At 52.2% G+C, this 19,620-nt stretch carries 21 protein-coding genes; 5 read left to right on the top strand and 16 right to left on the bottom strand.

The genetic code is table 11. The annotated features are described in order from the left end of the window. Window positions 1-11: 11 nt before the first annotated feature. Window positions 12-776 carry a TSUP family transporter gene (locus OGX96_RS11175; protein WP_003830447.1) on the bottom strand — a complete coding sequence of 255 codons (765 nt, stop codon included), beginning with the start codon at window positions 774-776 and terminating at the stop codon, window positions 12-14. Window positions 777-1,075: 299 nt separating this feature from the next. Here OGX96_RS11175 and yjfY point away from each other — a divergent pair, with 299 nt between their 5' ends. After that, window positions 1,076-1,351, top strand: a complete 276-nt coding sequence (gene yjfY / locus OGX96_RS11170; RefSeq protein WP_003025668.1) for a DUF1471 family protein YjfY — start codon at window positions 1,076-1,078, stop codon at window positions 1,349-1,351. Window positions 1,352-1,483: 132 nt separating this feature from the next. On the opposite strand, the gene OGX96_RS11165 is transcribed toward yjfY, so the two are convergent. Genes OGX96_RS11165 through ulaA form a run of 6 tightly spaced genes read right to left on the bottom strand, consistent with a single transcriptional unit; the run spans window position 1,484 to window position 5,894 of the window. After that, a complete protein-coding gene (locus tag OGX96_RS11165) occupies window positions 1,484-2,170 on the bottom strand; it encodes an L-ribulose-5-phosphate 4-epimerase (protein WP_020996261.1) in 687 nt (228 codons plus the stop codon). Next, on the bottom strand, window positions 2,170-3,024 hold the full coding sequence (locus tag OGX96_RS11160) for an L-ribulose-5-phosphate 3-epimerase (protein ID WP_008786014.1): 855 nt from the start codon (window positions 3,022-3,024) through the stop codon (window positions 2,170-2,172). The genes OGX96_RS11165 and OGX96_RS11160 overlap by 1 nt, the downstream gene beginning before the upstream one ends. Window positions 3,025-3,033: 9 nt before the next feature. Then, on the bottom strand, window positions 3,034-3,684 hold the full coding sequence (ulaD, locus tag OGX96_RS11155; RefSeq protein ID WP_286583029.1) for a 3-keto-L-gulonate-6-phosphate decarboxylase UlaD: 651 nt from the start codon (window positions 3,682-3,684) through the stop codon (window positions 3,034-3,036). Window positions 3,685-3,696: 12 nt separating this feature from the next. Then, complete coding sequence (ulaC, locus tag OGX96_RS11150; protein ID WP_006686330.1) at window positions 3,697-4,164, bottom strand: PTS ascorbate transporter subunit IIA; 468 nt, start codon at window positions 4,162-4,164, stop codon at window positions 3,697-3,699. Window positions 4,165-4,175: 11 nt separating this feature from the next. Then, entirely contained in the window at window positions 4,176-4,481 is a 306-nt protein-coding gene (gene ulaB / locus OGX96_RS11145) for a PTS ascorbate transporter subunit IIB (protein ID WP_003025655.1), read from the bottom strand. A 15-nt stretch (window positions 4,482-4,496) separates the two neighbouring features. After that, a complete protein-coding gene (gene ulaA / locus OGX96_RS11140) occupies window positions 4,497-5,894 on the bottom strand; it encodes a PTS ascorbate transporter subunit IIC (protein ID WP_003830456.1) in 1,398 nt (465 codons plus the stop codon). Between the two features lie 367 nt (window positions 5,895-6,261). Here ulaA and ulaG point away from each other — a divergent pair, with 367 nt between their 5' ends. Both ulaG and ulaR read left to right on the top strand, forming a co-directional pair. Beyond that, on the top strand, window positions 6,262-7,326 hold the full coding sequence (ulaG, locus tag OGX96_RS11135; protein WP_003025649.1) for an L-ascorbate 6-phosphate lactonase: 1,065 nt from the start codon (window positions 6,262-6,264) through the stop codon (window positions 7,324-7,326). Window positions 7,327-7,432: 106 nt separating this feature from the next. Beyond that, window positions 7,433-8,188 (top strand): HTH-type transcriptional regulator UlaR, encoded by a 756-nt coding sequence (ulaR, locus tag OGX96_RS11130; RefSeq protein ID WP_003025646.1) that lies wholly within the window; start codon window positions 7,433-7,435, stop codon window positions 8,186-8,188. Here ulaR and yjfP read toward each other — a convergent pair. Further along, a complete protein-coding gene (yjfP, locus tag OGX96_RS11125) occupies window positions 8,185-8,934 on the bottom strand; it encodes an esterase (protein ID WP_153753862.1) in 750 nt (249 codons plus the stop codon). The two genes, ulaR and yjfP, sit on opposite strands and share 4 nt — an antisense overlap. Window positions 8,935-9,115: 181 nt before the next feature. On the opposite strand from yjfP, the gene bsmA reads away from it, so the two are divergent. Together bsmA and yjfN are read left to right on the top strand one after the other, a co-directional pair. Continuing rightward, the gene (bsmA, locus tag OGX96_RS11120; protein ID WP_057066585.1) at window positions 9,116-9,445 is read left to right on the top strand and encodes a biofilm peroxide resistance protein BsmA; all 330 of its coding nucleotides are present in this window, start codon (window positions 9,116-9,118) and stop codon (window positions 9,443-9,445) included. 147 nt (window positions 9,446-9,592) lie between these two features. Further along, window positions 9,593-9,868 carry a DUF1471 family protease activator YjfN gene (yjfN, locus tag OGX96_RS11115; protein WP_020996263.1) on the top strand — a complete coding sequence of 92 codons (276 nt, stop codon included), beginning with the start codon at window positions 9,593-9,595 and terminating at the stop codon, window positions 9,866-9,868. Between the two features lie 86 nt (window positions 9,869-9,954). Here yjfN and OGX96_RS11110 read toward each other — a convergent pair whose 3' ends face one another. The 8 genes from OGX96_RS11110 to hflK all read right to left on the bottom strand — a co-directional run bounded on the left by OGX96_RS11110 (window position 9,955) and on the right by hflK (window position 19,586). Further along, window positions 9,955-11,577, bottom strand: coding sequence for an isovaleryl-CoA dehydrogenase (locus OGX96_RS11110; RefSeq protein ID WP_198802558.1), 1,623 nt, complete (start codon window positions 11,575-11,577; stop codon window positions 9,955-9,957). A 120-nt stretch (window positions 11,578-11,697) separates the two neighbouring features. Then, complete coding sequence (gene rlmB / locus OGX96_RS11105) at window positions 11,698-12,429, bottom strand: 23S rRNA (guanosine(2251)-2'-O)-methyltransferase RlmB (RefSeq protein ID WP_003830482.1); 732 nt, start codon at window positions 12,427-12,429, stop codon at window positions 11,698-11,700. 72 nt (window positions 12,430-12,501) lie between these two features. Beyond that, complete coding sequence (gene rnr / locus OGX96_RS11100) at window positions 12,502-14,964, bottom strand: ribonuclease R (protein ID WP_063941659.1); 2,463 nt, start codon at window positions 14,962-14,964, stop codon at window positions 12,502-12,504. A 38-nt stretch (window positions 14,965-15,002) separates the two neighbouring features. Continuing rightward, on the bottom strand, window positions 15,003-15,428 hold the full coding sequence (gene nsrR, locus OGX96_RS11095; protein WP_003830485.1) for a nitric oxide-sensing transcriptional repressor NsrR: 426 nt from the start codon (window positions 15,426-15,428) through the stop codon (window positions 15,003-15,005). 216 nt (window positions 15,429-15,644) lie between these two features. Next, window positions 15,645-16,943 carry an adenylosuccinate synthase gene (gene purA / locus OGX96_RS11090; protein WP_003025606.1) on the bottom strand — a complete coding sequence of 433 codons (1,299 nt, stop codon included), beginning with the start codon at window positions 16,941-16,943 and terminating at the stop codon, window positions 15,645-15,647. Window positions 16,944-17,045: 102 nt separating this feature from the next. Continuing rightward, window positions 17,046-17,243, bottom strand: coding sequence for a DUF2065 domain-containing protein (locus tag OGX96_RS11085; protein WP_003025602.1), 198 nt, complete (start codon window positions 17,241-17,243; stop codon window positions 17,046-17,048). An 82-nt stretch (window positions 17,244-17,325) separates the two neighbouring features. After that, window positions 17,326-18,330 (bottom strand): protease modulator HflC, encoded by a 1,005-nt coding sequence (gene hflC / locus OGX96_RS11080; protein WP_003830491.1) that lies wholly within the window; start codon window positions 18,328-18,330, stop codon window positions 17,326-17,328. Between the two features lie 2 nt (window positions 18,331-18,332). Beyond that, a complete protein-coding gene (gene hflK, locus OGX96_RS11075) occupies window positions 18,333-19,586 on the bottom strand; it encodes an FtsH protease activity modulator HflK (protein WP_008786005.1) in 1,254 nt (417 codons plus the stop codon). Between the last annotated feature and the right edge of the window lie 34 nt (window positions 19,587-19,620).

Below are 19,620 nucleotides of genomic sequence, written 5' to 3'. Positions count from 1 at the left end.
TCATGTCGCCATTAATACATATCCAGCAGCATTTTGATGCTGATACAAATGGAGACAATCACAATCATGGGTCGGATGACTTTCTTACCGCGCGTCAGTACGACTGTCGCACCAAGACGTGCGCCAAGGGATTGCCCTGCAAACATCACCAAACCCAGCGACCAGATCATTTTACCGCCGAAGATGAAGAACAAAATCGAGGCGATGTTCGACGCCAGGTTAATAAAATTCGAGTGGATTTGCGCTTTATCAATACTGTATCCCCACAGCAGAATATAGCTGAGGGTATAAAAGGAACCTGCCCCAGCACCGAGAAAGCCATCATAAAAACCAATACATCCCCCACCGATCAACGAGAAGAGAAACAGGGATACCTGCTGCTTTCTTTTCGGTTCGCTAAGGTTTGGCGCAAAAATAAAGTAAATGGCGACTGCGATAATCAGGATTGGGAGCAGTTTCTTCAGCAGTTCCGGTTCAATGAACTGGATAAGCGTCGTTCCCAGCGCAGAACCGATAAAGGCAGATAAAAACACATACTTGTGCTCCTGCACGTTGATATGTCCTCGGCGTAAAAAGTAAATTCCGGAGGTCAGCGAGCTACCCAGAGCCTGAATTTTATTGGTTGCCAGCGCATTAGCCGGGGGTAAACCAGAAATTAAGAGTGCGCCAATAGAGAGAAATCCACCACCACCCGACACCACGTTAATAAAGCCAGCCACCAGCGCGACCATAAACATAACCACGAAATAGCTGAAATCCATGAATGAAGTATCCATAAGTTTTTGCCTTATTATCATAAAGTTATATTAATTATCCGGCTCACTATAAACGGCGTACTCACCCGATTAAATTGACTATTTGGTAAGAGCTTATGCGCGAAAGGCAGGTATTTTTTCACCGCAGCGGTATACACCAGCAGACTGTTAATTAAAGAAAAGATGGCTATGCGGTAATTTTTTGAACAACTGCATCAGAAATGGTCGCTATCGACTGCGCTGGTAGCGGTTAAAATTACATCAGAAGTTAATCACTCACAGGAGAGAGACAACCAGAGACCGCAGTCGAGGAGGTACATATGCGAGCCCGTGTTTTGACCCTTCTGGCTGTGCTTTTGCTCAGTGCAAATGCAACGGCAGCCATCAAAATTGATAACCATCAGGCCAGGAACATGGATGATGTGCAGAGCTTAGGCGTCATTTACATAAATCATAACTTCGCCACTGAAAGTGAAGCCACTCAGGCCCTGAATGAAGAGACCGATGCGCAAGGCGCAACCTACTACCACGTGATCCTCACCAGGGAACCCGGTAGTAACGGAAATATGCACGCCAGTGCAGATATTTATCGTTAACACCAGAAATAACCAACGAGAACATTGCCACAGTTTGACTTGCCCCCTTCACTGGGGGCTTTTTTTTGCAAAACAATCCCGAAGCCAGACCGATCTCATCCCCATGAAGAGTTGGCTCCGGAACGTTTTTTCCTACTTCTGCCCGTAATAGGCATTTGGGCCGTGCTTACGCATGAAGTGCTTATTCATCAGATAACTGTCGATAGCGCTGAGTGCCGGATTAATGCCACGCGCAATCCATGCCATTTTTGCCACCTCTTCCATCACCACCGCGTTATGTACCGCGTCATGAGCGTCTTTGCCCCAGGCAAACGGGCCATGTTGGTACACCACTACGCCTGGCGTATGCAAAGGTTCCACCTCCCCAAGCGTTTCAACAATCACCCTGCCGGTATTCAGCTCATACTCATCCTGAACTTCCGCTTCAGTTAACGCCCGGGTGCAGGGGATATCGCCAAAGAAGTAGTCCGCATGCGTCGTGCCTAGCGCAGGAATTGCCAGACCTGCCTGCGCCCATGCCGTCGCGTGGGTTGAGTGGGTATGCACCACGCCGCCAAGAGAGGAATAGCGACGATACAGCGCCAGATGGGTGGCGGTATCGGAAGAAGGACGATAGCGTCCTTCCACCACGTTGCCGTGCAGATCCACAACCACCATGTCGTCCACTGTCATTGTCTGGTAGTCGACGCCGCTGGGCTTAATCACCACCATCCCGCGTTCGCGGTCGATGGCGCTGACATTACCCCAGGTAAACGTCACCAGCCCGTAGCGCGGCAGATCCATATTAGCCTCAAAAACCTGCTGTTTGAGTTTTTGCATTACACCGCCTCCACCAGACCGGCGCTGGCCATACGCGCTTTCACCCAGTCGCGCGCCTTCGCCACTTCACGAGCCGGATCGTCCGACGTTTCACTCCACATCTCAATCAGGTATGGCCCGCAATACCCACTCTGTTTGAGCGTCGCAAAACAACGTTCGAAATCGACAACCCCTTCACCAAACGGCACATTTTTGAATACGCCGGGTTTGGTATCTTTCACGTGTACGGCAACGATATGGCCCATTCCCGCCTGCAGCTCCATCTGCACATCGTTGTCCCACGCCGACAAATTGCCGATATCGGGATACAACTGGAACCACGGATTGTTGAGATAGTGAGCGTATCCCAGCGCCTTACTGATCGAATTCATCAGTGGATAATCCATGATTTCCATCGCCAGCGTCACCTGTGCACGGCTCGCCATCTCTACGCTTTCTTTCAGCCCATCGCGAAACCGACGACGCGTTTCGTTATTGGCCTGCTGGTAATAAACGTCGTAACCCGCCAGTTGAATAACGCGAATACCGATATCCTGCGCAAACTGAATGGCTTTACGCATGATCTCCAGCCCCTGTTCGCGCACCGCATCATCTTCACTGCCAAGCGGGAAACGACGATGAGCGCTCAGGCACATGGACGGTACCCGTATCCCTGTCTCGGCGATAGCGGCCACCAGCGCCAGTCGCTGCTCGCGGTTCCAGTCAAGACGCGCCAGGCGAGCGTCGGTTTCATCAACCGACATTTCGACAAAGTCAAAGCCCAGTTCCTTCGCCAACTGCAAGCGCTCCAGCCAGCACTCCCCGCCGGGGAGTGCCTTTTCATAAATACCGAGCGGGACCTGTTTCGACAACATAGTCGCTCCTTATCCCCACAGCTGGGCGATAGAACGTTTGAACTGACGGGCCGCTTCCACCGGAGAGGCGGCATCGCGAATGCTGCGACCGGCAATAAATACGTGAATCGGAATGCCCTGGAACAGCGGCAGATCTTCCAACGCCAGACCGCCGGTGACGGTGACTTTAAAGCCCATCTCGGACAGGCGTTTGATCGCGCTGATATCCGCCTCTCCCCACGCCACACCTGCTGCCTGCGCATCACGGCTGCGGTGATACACAACTTGCCCAATGCCCGCGTCAAGCCACTCTTGCGCCTGCTCCCAGGTCCAGTAACCCGTCAGTTCAATCTGTACATCACCGTTAAATTCTTTCGCCACCTCCAGTGCCCCCTTGGTGGTGTTGATATCCGCACAGCAGATGACGGTGACCCAGTCAGCGTTGGCTTCGAAACACATGCGGGAGAGGATTTTTCCCGCATCGGCAATTTTGGCGTCCGCCAGCACAATTTTATGCGGGTAAAGCGCCTTTAGATCGCGAACGGCGCGCACGCCCTCTGCCACGCAAAGAATAGTGCCCACCTCAATGATATCGACCTCTTCGGCAATCAGACGCGTCGTTTCATACGCGGAAGACATTGATTGGTTATCCAGCGCAACCTGCAACATAGGTAATGACATTTTGGTATCCTTTTAAACAGCCGCCGCAGTGGCGTTATCAATTAAATCCAATACTTCCTGCGCGGTGCGGCAGGCGCGTAAACGGTCAAAATTGGCTTCGTCATCAAAGAGATTCACGATCTGCATGATGCCCACTTCCTGATGCGTGTTGGCGTCAACTGCCGCCATCGTTATCAGAATATCGACCGGGTCGTTATCTTCGTGGTTAAACACCAGCGGCGTTTTCAGCGTCACCAGCGCAAAACCGGTTTTCTTGACCCCTTCCTCCGGACGGCCGTGCGGCATCGCCAGGCCTGGCGCAATCACAAAGTACGGGCCAAACTGCTCAACGCCATCAAGGATGGCCTGGTAGTAGCGTGGTTCAACCACATCAGCCTTAACCAGCAGATCCACGCCAAGCTTTACCGCTTCCTGCCAGGTACTGGCCTCGGCTTGCAAAAGGATGGAATTATTGTCTGCCAGCGAGTCACGTAATTTCATATGCCGCCCCCTTACTTCACGTCCTGTGGGAAATGCGCTTTGATCACTTCCAGCAGTTTTGGCCCAAAATCGGCAGGAGACAGCATGTTGCGTACGCCGACGACATATTTATTGCCAGAAACGGTAATCTCACCGGCGATATGCGTAGAGGCGATGATGATATCCGCGCCGCTCAGTTCACTTTTGTATTCACCCACGGCGCAGCTGTTTACCGTATGGTCAATATTTGACTGGGTTAAAAACTGGTCCACCTTCATTTTCATGATCATGGAGCTGCCCTGCCCATTGCCACACACAGCCAGAATACGTACGGTCATAATCGGAACTCCTTATTAAGCAGAGTGTTCTGCCAGTTGTTTTTCTGCGTCTTCCTCAGCGCGCAACGTGCGTCCTGCGAAAAACATATAAGCCAGTGCAATCAAAATAATGACGGCCATAAACACGATGCCGATGGAGGCAAAGCCTTGCATCATCGGCGGTGCCAGAATTGACCAGTCCGCCATGCCCATCCAGGCGCTCATACCGGTGAGCTTAACCGCCCAGACGCAGCCGAAGATTTCGATCATCCCCATCACCAGGCAAATCTTGAGCGCCGCGCGCCAGCCGCCAAAGTGGTTAGCAAATACGCCGATAGTGGCGTTCGAGAAGAACATCGGGATAAAGCCTGGGATAATCAGGATGGAAGAGCCGCAGGCAACCAGAATACCTACCGCAATCAGTTGGCCGATGGTGCCCCACATAAAGCCCCAGACCACCGCGTTGGGGGCAAAGCTGTAAATCGCTGCGCAGTCGATAGCCAACACCGCGCCGGGGATCAGACGTTGAGAGATACCGTTGAACGCTTCTGAAAGTTCAGCAACGAACATACGTACGCCCTGGGTGATGATGAAGATAGCGACAGCAAACGAAAAACCGGTTTGCAGGATATAGACCGTCCAGTGGGTTTTACCCGCCATCGCCTGAACCACATCTATGCCGAAAGAGAGCAGGATCGCCCCGAAAAAGATGGTCATCACAATCGCGGTGGAAACGATGTTGTCATGGAAGATATTCAGCCAGCCTGGCAGCTTGAGATCTTCTACGCTCTCCTCTTTCTTACCCAGATACGGCGCGACTTTGTAAGCAATCCAGGAGGCGAACTGCTGCTGGTGACCGATGGAAAAACCGCAGCCGTCGGTCACTTCCTGCGTCGGTTTGTACATCATATTGGAGGTAATCCCCCAGTAGAGCGACACCAGCACCGCGGTACAGATGATGGTGGTCCACATCGGGTAACCAAAGATGTAGAAAGAGACAGCAATCAGCCCCGCCTGCTGGAACATGATGTGCCCAGTCAGCATGATGGTTCGAATGCCGGTAATACGCCGTAGCAGTACGTAACAAATGTTCAGCGCCAGCGCTAACAGTACGGCGTACCCTACCCAACTGTAGGCATCACCCATTCGTTCGATGGTTGCCATCATGGAGGCATAGGTATCGGAGATCGCGCCATTGATACCGTAAACCTCAGACATCTTCGCCACCACCGGTTTAAACGTGCTGGTCAGAATGCCCGACCCTGCCTGCAATAACATAAAACCGATAATCGTTTTGATCGTGCCTTTGATAATGACGCTGACACTTTTACGCAACAGGATGTAGCCGAGGCAGGTCACAATACCCAACAGCAACGGTGCATTGGTCATGACCTGATTAAAAAAGACGGTAAAGATGTTGTAGAGGATCTCCATAACGATCTCCAGTAGACGAAGTTGCTGAACATTCATTACAGATGCCCAGGATGTTGTGCCCTCACTCTAATTTTCAAAAGTAATCACAACAAGATTGAATTTGATTAAATGTGATGAAGTACGCAAATAATTCTCTTACTTGCAGAGTGGATTTACTTCAAATTCATACACGTCAAAATAAATTCATTTAAAACAATAAAATACAAAAATACATTTCATATAAACCCTCTTGTCACGTTGTAATTTGTTCACATTTTCCCATTCAACACCAAAAATCAGCGCATTGCCTTCTTGAGAAAATGATGTCAGTATCAATCAAAACAAATCATCATTTGATTCAACTTGAACAAACATGAAGGTAATTGCGATGAGTAAAGTAAAAAGCATCACGCGTGAATCATGGATTCTGAGCACATTCCCGGAGTGGGGAAGCTGGCTCAATGAAGAGATCGAGCAGGAACAGGTCGCACCTGGCACTTTCGCTATGTGGTGGCTTGGCTGTACTGGAATTTGGCTAAAGTCTGAAGGCGGAACTAACGTCTGCGTCGATTTCTGGTGCGGTACGGGTAAACAGAGTCACGGTAACCCGCTGATGAAAACCGGTCACCAGATGCAACGCATGGCGGGCGTGAAGAAGCTGCAGCCAAACCTGCGCACCACGCCGTTTGTTCTTGATCCGTTTGCCATTCGTCAGATCGATGCGGTGCTGGCCACGCACGATCATAACGATCACATCGACGTAAATGTTGCAGCAGCCGTCATGCAGAACTGTGCCGACGACGTGCCGTTTATTGGACCGCAGACTTGTGTGGATCTGTGGATCGGTTGGGGTGTACCAAAAGAGCGCTGCATCGTGGTAAAACCTGGCGATGTGGTGAAAGTGAAAGATATTGAAATTCATGCGCTTGATGCGTTTGATCGTACGGCATTGATCACGCTTCCTGCCGATCAAAAAGCGGCAGGCGTGCTGCCGGATGGTATGGATGCCCGCGCCGTAAACTATCTGTTCAAAACGCCGGGCGGTACGCTTTATCACAGCGGTGATTCACACTACTCCAACTACTATGCAAAGCATGGCAATGAGCACCAGATCGACGTCGCGCTCGGATCCTACGGCGAGAACCCACGGGGAATTACGGACAAAATGACCAGTTCCGACATGCTGCGTATGGCGGAGGCCCTGAATACAAAAGTGGTGATCCCTTTCCATCACGATATCTGGTCAAACTTCCAGGCCGATCCTCAGGAGATCCGCGTACTTTGGGAGATGAAAAAAGATCGGCTGAAGTATGGCTTTAAGCCTTTTATCTGGCAGGTGGGTGGCAAGTTCACCTGGCCGCTGGACAAAGATAACTTTGAATATCACTATCCGCGCGGCTTTGACGACTGCTTCACGATTGAACCGGATTTACCGTTTAAATCGTTCTTGTGATCCACACAAAATGCCGGGCCATCCCGGCATTTTTTCCCATTTACTTTAGTATTTCCAGGCTATTTCAAATATCATCTTTTCAAATCAATTTGTATCGGAATAGCTCATGACTGAAGCACAAAGACATCAAATATTGCTGGATATGCTGGCGCAGTTGGGCTTTGTTACCGTTGAGAACGTGATTGAGCGTCTGGGGATTTCACCCGCCACAGCACGCCGGGACATCAACAAACTCGACGAAAGCGGCAAACTCAAGAAAGTCCGCAACGGCGCAGAAGCTATTACCCAGCAGCGACCGCGCTGGACGCCAATGAATCTGCACCAGGCACAGAACCACGATGAAAAAGTTCGTATTGCCAAGGCGGCATCCCAGCTTGTGAATGCGGGTGAAAGCGTGGTGATCAACTGCGGATCGACCGCCTTTCTACTGGGTCGCGAAATGTGCGGCAAGCCGGTGCAGATCATCACTAATTATCTGCCGCTGGCGAACTATCTGATCGACCAGGAGCATGACAGCGTGATTATCATGGGAGGGCAATATAACAAAAGCCAATCCATCACGCTTAGCCCGCAAGGCAGTGAAAATAGCCTGTATGCCGGGCACTGGATGTTCACCAGTGGCAAAGGGTTGACCGCGGACGGACTGTATAAAACCGATATGCTGACCGCGATGGCCGAGCAGAAGATGCTTAACGTGGTGGGCAAACTGGTGGTACTGGTCGATAGCAGTAAAGTCGGTGAACGTGCGGGAATGCTGTTCAGTCGCGCCGACCAAATCGACATGCTGATTACTGGCAAAAATGCAAACCCTGAGATTCTGCAACAGCTTGAAGCCCAGGGCGTGAGCATTATGCGCGTTTAAAGGTGCTGGCGGAAAAACGTCACTGTTGCGGCCAACGCTTCTGGCGTGATGCGATGTCGTACGCCCGCTTCCCACAGGCAGGTCAGATTGTTGTCCAAACCTGCCTGAGTCAGCGCTTGCTGTAAGCGGAAGGTTTCAACAGCGGGTACAACATCATCATCCTGTCCATGCCACAGCAGCAACGGCCTGTCAGCGAGGCGTGGTAACTGATGCGTAACATCCCATTCGGCAAGCGGGGCGATAACGGCATCAAATTCCGCCTGCTGCTCTGGGGTCTGAATCAGTAGAGGGGGAAAAAGCGTCTGCGCAAGCCGGGTAAAATAGCCAGAACCCATCAGGCTGGCTACACATTTAACCTCAGGATGGCGCGCCATTATGCCCAGTGCTGTCATTCCCCCCATCGACGCCCCACCGACGGCAAGCCGCTCATCTGAAAGCCAATTTTCCGCCACCAGCGCCGCACGTAACGTCGCAAACTCCTGCATATTTTGCTGCAAAATATGCCAGAAGCGGAACATTCGCCCCTGAGCATCACCTTTGAAGCGGGCACCGTGGTCAGGCGCATCTGGCATGACGACGCGGAACCCGGCCTGAGCCAGCGCAACGGCAAAATAGCTGTAAACCAGGCTTGAAGAGGTAAACCCGTGATAGAAGATAATACAAGGGAGTGAACATTCGCGTTTGCCAGCCGGAACGGCGTGCAGGACAGGGATACCAGCTAGCCGTCGTGTTTCAATTTCAATCATTTGTCGCCTCTTTCTTTCTGGTATGCCATGCAGCAATACTTAACGCAAGCGAATGTGTTCGGCAATGATTCATAATGTTGAGAACTGGGTTACGCTTTCGCAACATTTTCATTCGAAAATCGCGTGAGAGATAACAATTCGGGAACATTCCCCTAAAGGGAAATTAATAAGGCACTACACTATGGCTATCAGGAAACGAGATAGAGTTATGCGTCGGTTTGCCTCTTTGTTGTTGGTTATGTTTTTAAGCGCCTGTAGCGTGCTACAGGGAACGCCACAACCCGCACCGCCCGTTGCCGACCACCCGCAGGAGATCCGCCGTGACCAAAGTAATGGGTTACAGCGATTAGGGACGGTTAGCGCACTGGTAAGAGGCTCTCCGGATGATGCGCTGGCAGAGATCCGTGCCAAAGCCGCCGCGGCTAAAGCTGATTACTACGTGGTTTTATTAGTGGATGAAACCATCGTGACAGGCCAATGGTATTCACAGGCTATTTTGTATCGTAAATAACATTGGGTTGAAATTTAGTCAGCTTTACATTGCTTTGCGCCCCTATGCGTTTACCTGTGCACAATAAACCAACAGCAGGAAGCTTGAGGTTTATTATCGCGATGGAATGCCCTGCCGTGTGTAGGGGTACGAATAATGGAGCTGACGATGAAACAATCACTTGCCTTATCCTCACTGCTGCTTTCTGCCGGACTGGTAGGTACTACGGCACAGTCTGCCGAATTCGCCAGTGCTGACTGTGTTACTGGCCTGAACGAAATTGGCCAGATATCTGTCAGTAACATTGCAGGAAATCCGCAGGATGTAGAACGTATAGTCGCGTTAAAAGCGGATGAACAAGGTGCCTCATGGTATCGGATCATTCAAATGTACGAAGATCAGCAGCCCGACAACTGGCGCGTACAGGCCATACTCTATGCTTAACACATTGCCGGATGGCGTAAACTTATCTGACCTACAGTGAACTGTAGACATGATAAGACGCGAAAGCGTCGCCATCTGGCATATTATTATCGTAATCCCCCCGTTGCCCGCAGAAGCAAATCGTTCAGCACCTGCTCAGACAATCGTAGTCCCCCCCGCGTATCAAGCATCATTTGGCACCAGGCCTGCGCCACTGGCGGAGAAGAATAACGCAACATCTGCGCCCCGCAACCGAGCAGGAAAAGCTGCTGTGTAATCTCCCTTCCCATCTCCTCGCTGGGTTTACGTAAACGCTGCTGGAGCTGACGTACCATTCGATCGTAATGTCGATCTTGCCCTTTGACTTCCGCAAAGGCTTCGCTGAGCATATCGTACATGCCGGGTTGTTTGGTCAGTACCCGCAATACATCAAGGCACATAATGTTGCCAGAGCCTTCCCAGATACTGTTTACCGGCATTTCACGATACAAACGCGGCAGCTCGCTCTCCTCGCAATAGCCAATCCCACCCAGCACTTCCATCGCTTCTGCCACAAATGGCATACCGCTTTTGCAAACGGAGAATTTCGCCGCTGGCGTGAACAACCTGGCCCACAGCGCTTCTTTAGCATCAGCACAGCGGCCCCAGGCCCGCGCCAGTCGAAACAGTAACGCCGTTTGACCTTCCAGTTGGAGCGCCATCCGACCTAACACTTGACGCATCATCGGCTGTTCAATCAATGGCTTGCCAAAGACCTGCCGCTGGTGCGCATGGTAAATCGCGACGGAAAAAGCACGCCGCATCATACCGTGACTGCCGAGCGCACAGTCAAAACGCGTCATCCCCCCCATTTTCAGGATATGGCGTATACCTTCCCCTTCGTCACCCAATAGCCAGCCAATCGCATCGTGGAATTCAACCTCGCAGCTGGCGTTGGAGCGGTTGCCTAACTTATCTTTCAATCTCTCAAGACGGATAGCATTACGCTGCCCGTCAGGTAAAAATCGCGGCACAAAAAAGCAGGATAATCCCCCCTTAGCCTGGGCCAGCACTAAATGGGCATCGCTTTGCGGCACGGAGAAAAACCACTTATGTCCCACCAGCCGATACGAGCCGTCAGCAAAACGTTCTGCCTGAGTGGTATTGCTCAGCACATCTGAACCACCCTGTTTCTCAGTCATGCCCATGCCGATAAGCAGCCCACGCTTTTGCCCACCTGGCAGTAAATGCGAGTCATAACGGTCGCTTAGCAGCGGCGTAAGCCAGTCGTGAAAGGGGGCGGGTAACATCTGAAGTAACAGCGGCGTGGCGGCAAAAGTCATGGTCACCGGACACAACGTGCCAGCCTCCACCTGCGCATGCAGCATGAAACGGGCCGCCCGGGCAACAAATGTTCCCTGCCTCGCATCTTCTTCCCAGGCCAGATTATGTACGCGGTTGGCGCATAATCCCTGCATCAGCAAATGCCAGGCAGGATGAAAACGCACATCATCCAGCCGCTGCCCCTGCGGGTCGTAGCGCAACAGTTCAGGTGGAAAAGCATTGGCCAGACGGCCCAGTTCGAGCGACTCGGCAGTCCCTAGCTGCTGACCAATACTGGCGAGAAGATCGCTGTCCCAACCAGCGCCTTCGCGGATAACCGCTTCGCACAGCGCGCCATCGGACAAATATAAGTTACTGTTATTGAGCGGTACAGGTTGGTTAAAAACGGTATGCGTTTGCCAGTGCATTGTGTCTCCCTCCTTCAATGGCCGTCGCTTTAAGTATGGTCAGCCAGACAAGAGAGTGCCTGGGATTCAGGTCACAAAAAAGCCATCCCGAGGGATGGCTTAAGAGACATAGAGAATGAATTAGCCGCGCTGGCGGACGGCTTCAAACAGGCAGATACCCGTCGCAACTGAAACGTTCAATGACGAAACGCTCCCTGCCATCGGGATGCTGATCAGTTCGTCACAGTGTTCACGGGTCAGACGGCGCATACCTTCACCCTCTGCGCCCATCACCAGCGCCAGACGACCGGTCATTTTGCTCTGATAGAGAGTATGGTCGGCTTCACCTGCGGTTCCGACGATCCAGATATTCTCTTCCTGCAGCATACGCATGGTGCGCGCCAGGTTGGTCACGCGGATCAGCGGTACGCTTTCTGCCGCACCACAGGCCACTTTTTTCGCCGTCGCATTCAACTGTGCGGAACGATCCTTCGGTACGATTACAGCATGTACGCCAGCAGCATCAGCGCTACGCAGGCATGCACCCAGGTTATGCGGATCGGTGACGCCATCGAGAATCAAAAAGAACGGCTGATCGAGCGTAGCAATCAGATCCGGCAGATCGTTTTCCTGATACTGACGGCCCGGCTTCACGCGAGCAATAATCCCCTGATGTACCGCACCCTCGCTTTTCTCATCCAGAAACTGACGGTTAGCCAGTTGAATGACAACACCCTGTGCTTCCAGTGCGTGGATCAGCGGCAGCAGGCGTTTATCTTCACGACCTTTGAGAATAAAGACGTCCTGGAAGCGCTCAGGCGCACGTTCCAGCAGGGCCTGCACCGCATGGATGCCGTAAATCATTTCACTCATGAATGTACTCGTTAATAGTTTATGCGTAACGCCGGGCAACGCGAAGGTTGCCCGACTTACAGTCTATGGCTGTTATTGTGCGACTTTCTTTTTCGCCGCACGTTTAGCTTTAGTGGCGGCAGCAATTTTAAGCGTTTTTGCCGAAGGCTTTTTCGCTTTTTTATCACCTTTCTTCTCAGCCGCATTCTTATCCGCCTGAGGTTTGGCTCTGCCTTTCTTCTCGCCGCGGAAAGCGCTGTCCGGCTCGAAATTCACCTTTTTGCCCATCTGACGACGTTTACCGGTATTTTTACCCGCATCGCCTTTTTTGGCTTTTTCGCGCGCGGTTTTACCTTCATTACGCGGCGCACGTTCGCTGGAGATCAAGCTGAAGTCGATCTTACGCTCGTCCATGTTGACTGCTTCCACGCGAACTTCCACGCGATCGCCCAGGCGATACATCTGGCCGCTGGATTCCCCCGTCAGGCGCTGCCCAACCTGGTCGAAACGATAGTAGTCGTTATCCAGAGAGGAGACATGCACCAGACCATCGATAAACAGTTCATCGAGACGGACAAAGAAACCAAATCCGGTCACGCTGGCAATCACGCCTTTGAAGACATTACCCACCTGGTCCAGCATGAAGTCGCACTTCAGCCAGTCAGAGACATCGCGCGTGGCTTCATCAGCACGGCGCTCGGCCATCGAACAGTGCTGACCCAGTTGCAGCATCTCTTCCATCGAATAATGGTAGCCACCGGTTTCCGTGGTGTTGCCCTTATGGCCCTGCTCCTGCGCCAGCAGATACTTAATCGCCCGGTGCAAGGAGAGATCCGGGTAACGACGGATCGGTGAAGTAAAGTGTGCATAAGATTGCAGCGCCAGGCCAAAGTGGCCACGGTTTTCCGGATCGTAAATCGCCTGCTTCATCGAACGCAGCAGCATGGTTTGCAGCATTTCTGCGTCAGGACGGTCAGCAATCGACTCCAGCAGTTCAGCGTAATCACGCGGCTCAGGTTTGTTGCCACCAGGTAGCTCCAGCCCCAGCTCTGCCAGGACGGAACGGAACGAGTTAATCGCTTCGGTCGTCGGCTTATCGTGAATACGGAACAGCGCTGGCTCTTTGGCTTTCTCAACGAATCGCGCCGCTGAGATGTTCGCCATGATCATGCACTCTTCAATCAGCTTGTGTGCGTCGTTACGCTGCGTCTGCTCGATACGCTCAATACGGCGTTCAGCATTGAAGATAAACTTCGCCTCTTCACTTTCAAACGAGATACCGCCACGCTCTTCACGGGCTTTATCCAGCACTTTGTAGAGGTTATGCAACTCTTCAATGTGTTTAACCAGCGGTGCGTACTGCTCACGCAGCTCCTGGTCGCCCTGCAGCATGTGCCAGACCTTGGTGTAGGTCAGACGTGCGTGGGAACTCATGACCGCTTCGTAGAATTTAAAGCCGGTTAAACGGCCTTTCGACGAAATGGTCATTTCACAGACCATACACAACCTGTCCACCTGCGGATTGAGTGAACACAATCCGTTAGACAGCACTTCCGGCAGCATCGGAACTACCTGCGACGGGAAGTAAACGGATGTGCCACGGCTACGCGCTTCCTGGTCCAGCGGAGTCGGCGGGCGAACGTAATAGCTTACGTCAGCAATCGCCACCCATAAACGCCAACCACCGCCGCGTTTCTTCTCGCAATAAACCGCATCGTCGAAGTCGCGCGCATCTTCGCCATCGATAGTCACCAGCGGCAGATCGCGCAGATCGACACGTCCTACTTTCGCCTCTTCCGGCACTTCTTCTTTCAGCCCGGCGACCTGTTTCTCAACCGCCTGAGGCCAGATATATGGGATTTCATGAGTACGCAGGGCCATATCCACGGCCATGCTGGTTCCCATGTTATCGCCCAGCACTTCAACAATTTTGCCCACCGCTTTGGTGCGGCGAGTCGGACGCTGGGTCAGTTCAACGACGACCACAAAGCCCATACGAGCGCCCATTACCTCTTCCGGCGGGATCAGAATATCGAAGCTCAGGCGGCTGTCGTCTGGGACGACAAACCCAACACCAGCGTCGGTGAAGTAGCGACCGACAATCTGGCTGGTTTTCGGCACCAGTACGCGCACAATTCGCGCTTCGCGGCGACCTTTACGGTCCGCGCCCAACGGCTGCGCCAGCACCTGATCGCCATGAATGCAGGTTTTCATCTGCTCGCTGGACAGATACAGGTCATCTTTGCGGCCTTCAACGCGCAGAAAGCCGTAGCCATCACGGTGGCCAATAACGGTACCTTTCAGCAGGTCGAGACGCTCCGGCAGCGCATAGCACTGACGACGGGTGAAGACCAGTTGTCCGTCACGCTCCATCGCGCGCAGGCGACGACGCAGCGCTTCTTGCTGCTCTTCACCTTCAATATTGAGTTCAGCGGCCAGCTCATCGCGGTTGGCCGGCTTTTCACGTTTAGTTAAATGTTCGAGGATAAATTCCCGGCTCGGGATAGGATTCGCGTATTTTTCTGCTTCGCGTTCCTGGAAAGGATCTTGTGACATGTCGGTTCCTCCGTCATCATCGCTGCTGGCGGGAGTCGTTACTCCACCAGCAATAATTTATAAAGCGGTTGATTCTTTTCAACCAAATCAGCAAGTGTGTAGTTGTCCAGTTCCGTGAGAAAACTTTGCACTGCTTTAGAAAGCGCCTGTTTGAGTCGACAGGCCGGGGTAATGTGGCAAAACTCGCTGCTACAGTTGACCAACGATAAGGGTTCCAGCTCGCGAACCACATCACCAATACCAATATCCTTAGCGGGTTTACCCAAGCGGATACCGCCATTTTTTCCTCGAATAGCAGTAACAAAGCCCGCCCGGCTAAGTTGATTGATTATTTTGACCATATGATTACGGGACACGCCGTAGACTTCTGTCACCTCAGAAATACTGGTCATACGTCCTTCGGGAAGTGACGCCATGTAGATTAGCGCACGTAATCCGTAATCGGTGAAACTTGTTAACTGCACATCAACCTCAGGAAAAGGGATAAAACGGATAAACCTGGTAGTATTAATTACATTGATGATAAACCAGCCACCAGCCAGGTCGCTAATTTATTTCAGTTCGGGAAGGAAAAAAGCGAGGAACTTACGTGATTTTAAGCCGGATTCTGATGCAAAGCACCTTATCCGGCCTAAATTAGTGCAAGCGCAGCGCCGTTTGACGCTACGCTATAACCAGAATTATGCGTCGAACGGGTCGCGCAGGATCATGGTTTCAGTACGGTCTGGGCCAGTTGAGATAATATCAATCGGCACACCGGTCAGTTCTTCAATACGCTTGATGTAGTTCAGCGCTGCCTGCGGCAGACCGCTACGTTCCTTCACGCCGAAGGTGGATTCAGACCAACCCGGCATGGTTTCGTAAATCGGCTCGATACCTTTCCAGTCGTCAGCTGCCAGCGGAGTAGTCGTTACTTCGCGGCCATCCGGCATACGGTAAGCAACACAGATTTTCACCTCTTTCAAACCGTCCAGTACGTCCAGTTTGGTCAGGCAGAAGCCAGACAGGGAGTTAATCTGTACTGCACGGCGTACAGCAACGGAGTCCAGCCAACCGGTACGACGACGACGACCGGTGGTCGCGCCATACTCGTTACCTTGTTTGCACAGGAACTCGCCAACGTCATCAAACAGCTCTGTCGGGAACGGACCCGCACCTACACGAGTAGAGTAAGCTTTGATGATACCCAGAACGTAGTCCACATAACGTGGGCCCAGGCCGGAGCCGGTTGCCACGCCACCTGCGGTGGTGTTGGAGGACGTTACGTACGGATAGGTACCGTGGTCGATATCCAGCAGCGTACCCTGCGCACCTTCAAACATGACGAAATCGCCACGCTTACGCGCCTGGTCCAGCAGATCGGAAACATCAACAACCATTGAGGTCAGGATGTCGGCGATAGCCATCACATCATCCAGTACTTTCTGGTAGTCAACGGCTTCAACTTTATAGAAATTCACCAGCTGGAAGTTGTGATATTCCATCACTTCTTTCAGTTTTTCAGCGAAAGTTGCTTTATCAAACAGATCGCCAACACGCAGACCGCGACGAGCTACTTTGTCTTCATAAGCCGGACCGATACCACGACCGGTAGTACCGATCGCTTTCTCGCCACGCGCTTTCTCACGAGCGTTATCCAACGCAACGTGATAATCAAGGATCAGCGGACAAGCTTCAGACAGCAGCAGGCGCTCGCGAACCGGGATACCACGATCTTCCAGTCCTTTCATTTCTTTCATCAGCGCGGACGGAGACAGAACAACACCGTTACCGATGATGCTGATTACGTTTTCGCGAAGAATGCCTGATGGAATAAGATGGAGGACGGTTTTTTCACCGTTGATTACGAGAGTATGGCCTGCGTTGTGACCACCCTGGTAGCGCACAACATATTTAGCCCGTTCAGTCAGAAGATCGACGATCTTCCCTTTACCTTCGTCACCCCATTGGGTGCCCAGTACGACGACGTTGTTACCCATTTTTCAAAATCACCGTTTGCTTAAAAATGGATTCTACCACCGCTTTTTCAGATATACAGCACTTTTTGCATGCGAAAATCCGCAAATTAGTCTACTTATTGTTCAGCCAATCGTTTTCCTCAACATGTAGTAGACCACAACGCCCGCAACCACAAGACCTCCACCAAAACGACGCAAAATATTTTCGGGAAGTTGCGCCATTGCAGAGATCATTTTCTTCCATGCGCTGGGATAAAGCATCGGCCCCAGCCCTTCCAGCACCAAAACCAGCGCGAGCGCCAGCAAAATTGTTGAATTCATCCATCGCCCTTATATAAAAAGAAAACCACCGCATCCCTGGAGATGCCGGTGGTTTTGCTGCTTTAAAACCGCTGGAACGCGATTAGCGTGTCGCGGTATTTGGTGTCTTCATGTAGCGGAAGAAATCGCTGTCCGGGCTCATGACCATTACGTCCTGATTCCCTTCAAAGCTCTTCTCGTAAGCACGCAGGCTACGGATGAAGGCGTAGAAGTCCGGATCCTGACTGAACGCATCGGCAAACAGCTTAGCGGCTTCTGCATCGCCTTCACCGCGCATAATACGACCCTGACGCTCAGATTCTGCCAGCGTTTTAGTGACTTCATAGTCAGCCGTTGCACGCAGTTTTTCCGCCTCTTCCTGGCCTTGTGAACGATGGCGACGCGCTACCGCTTCACGCTCAGCGCGCATACGGTTGTAGATAGCCTCGGACACTTCAGCAGGCAGGTTGATTTGCTTAATACGCACGTCAACCACTTCGATGCCCAATGCCGCCATACTGTTCGGGTTGATGACCGGTACTTTACCGTTCGTTTCAGCCTGAACACGTTCAGCCGCTTCGGCAATCGCGCTATCTGCTGCCGGAGTCGCCACTTCATCTTCTGTGCCAGCAGAACCGGAGTTCAGCGCGTCACGAACTTCCAGGGTCAAACGACCGCGGGAATCGGTAACGATGTCCTTCACGTCCAGACGACCAATTTCAGAACGCAGACGGTCAGAGAATTTACGTTTCAGCAGGACTTCCGCCTGAGAAACATCGCCACCGCCCGTTGCCAGGTAGTAACGGCTAAAGTCACTGATGCGCCACTTGATGTAGGAGTCAACGATCAGGTCTTTCTTCTCTTTGGTAACAAAGCGATCGGCCTGGTTGTCCATGGTCTGAATACGCGCATCCAGCATCTTCACAGATTCAATAAACGGAATCTTGAAGTGCAGGCCAGGTGCTACGACCAGCGGCTTGTTTTCATCGTCACGCAGAACTTTACCAAAGCGCAGAGTAATACCGCGCTCGCCTTCTTTGACCACAAAGACAGACATGAACAGAACTACCAGAACGATGATGATAATCGCAATAACTGACTTACGCATCGTTATTCCCCCTGACGCTGGTAGTCGTTACGCTGCGCATTCGCGCGGCGTTGGTCCATAATATCGCCCTGACTGGTGGACGATGTGTTGCTTGCTCCAGTGCTGGAAGTCGTTGCTGGCGGCAGACGCAGCAGGTTTGAACTGCTGTCAGTCTTTGCTGCTGGCGCACTACCACCTTTCAGCATTTGATCCAGCGGCAGAACCATCAAATTGCTGCCTTTATCGTTAACCAGGACTTTGCGGGTATTGCTCAACACTTTTTCCATGGTTTCGATATACAGACGCTCGCGGGTAATTTGCGGTGCGGCTTTATATTCCGGCAGAATTTTTGCGAAGCGAGCCACTTCACCCTGCGCTTCCAGGATTGTCTGAGTCTTATACGCACGCGCTTCTTCCAGAATACGCTGCGCCTGACCGTTTGCACGCGGCTGAACTTCGTTGGTGTACGCTTCCGCTTCACGGATGTACTGCTGTTCGTTTTCACGTGCTGCGATAGCATCGTCAAACGCGGCTTTTACTTCTTCCGGCGGACGTGCAGCCTGGAAGTTGACGTCCAGCAGGGTGATACCCATGTTGTACGGACGGATCGTTTCTTCCAGTTCACGTTGGGTATCGCTACGAATAACGGTACGACCTTCGGTCAGGATACGGTCCATGGTGTATTTACCGATAACCCCACGCAGGGCACTGTCGGTAGCCTGACGCAGACTGTCATCCGCGCTGGTTACGCTAAACAGGTAACGCTGCGGATCGGTCACGCGGTACTGTACGTTCATTTCGACGCGCACGACGTTTTCGTCAGAGGTCAGCATGACGCCGGATGCGGCAAGTTCACGCACGGCTTCAACGTTGACCGGTGTCACTTCGTCGACAAAGGTCGGTTTCCAGTTCAGACCCGGTTCAACCAAATGGCTGAATTTACCGAAGCGTGTCACCACGCCGCGTTCCGCTTCTTTAATGGTATAGAAACCGCTGGCCGCCCAGATAATGACGATAGCGGCCGCTGCGATAGTAAAGACTCGACCGCCCAGTTGCGGACGCGGGCCTTGCGATGAACTACCGCCGCCAGAGCCAGTACCTTTACCGCCACCCAGACCACCGAGCTTTTTACTCAGTTTGCGGAAGATATCGTCCAGATCGGGAGGTCCCTGCTCGCGACCACCTTTGTTTCCATTTCCCTCAGGGTTGCCGCCAGGTTTGCTGCTTCCCCAGGGGTCGCGGTCTTGTCCGTTATTACCGGGCTGATTCCACGCCATTTTTGTGCTCCATATTTGTTATGCGATGCTATAC

Source organism: Citrobacter sp. Cpo100 (genome assembly GCF_030332595.1).
Lineage (GTDB): Bacteria > Pseudomonadota > Gammaproteobacteria > Enterobacterales > Enterobacteriaceae > Citrobacter > Citrobacter portucalensis.
This window is presented reverse-complemented; position numbering and strand designations above follow the sequence as displayed.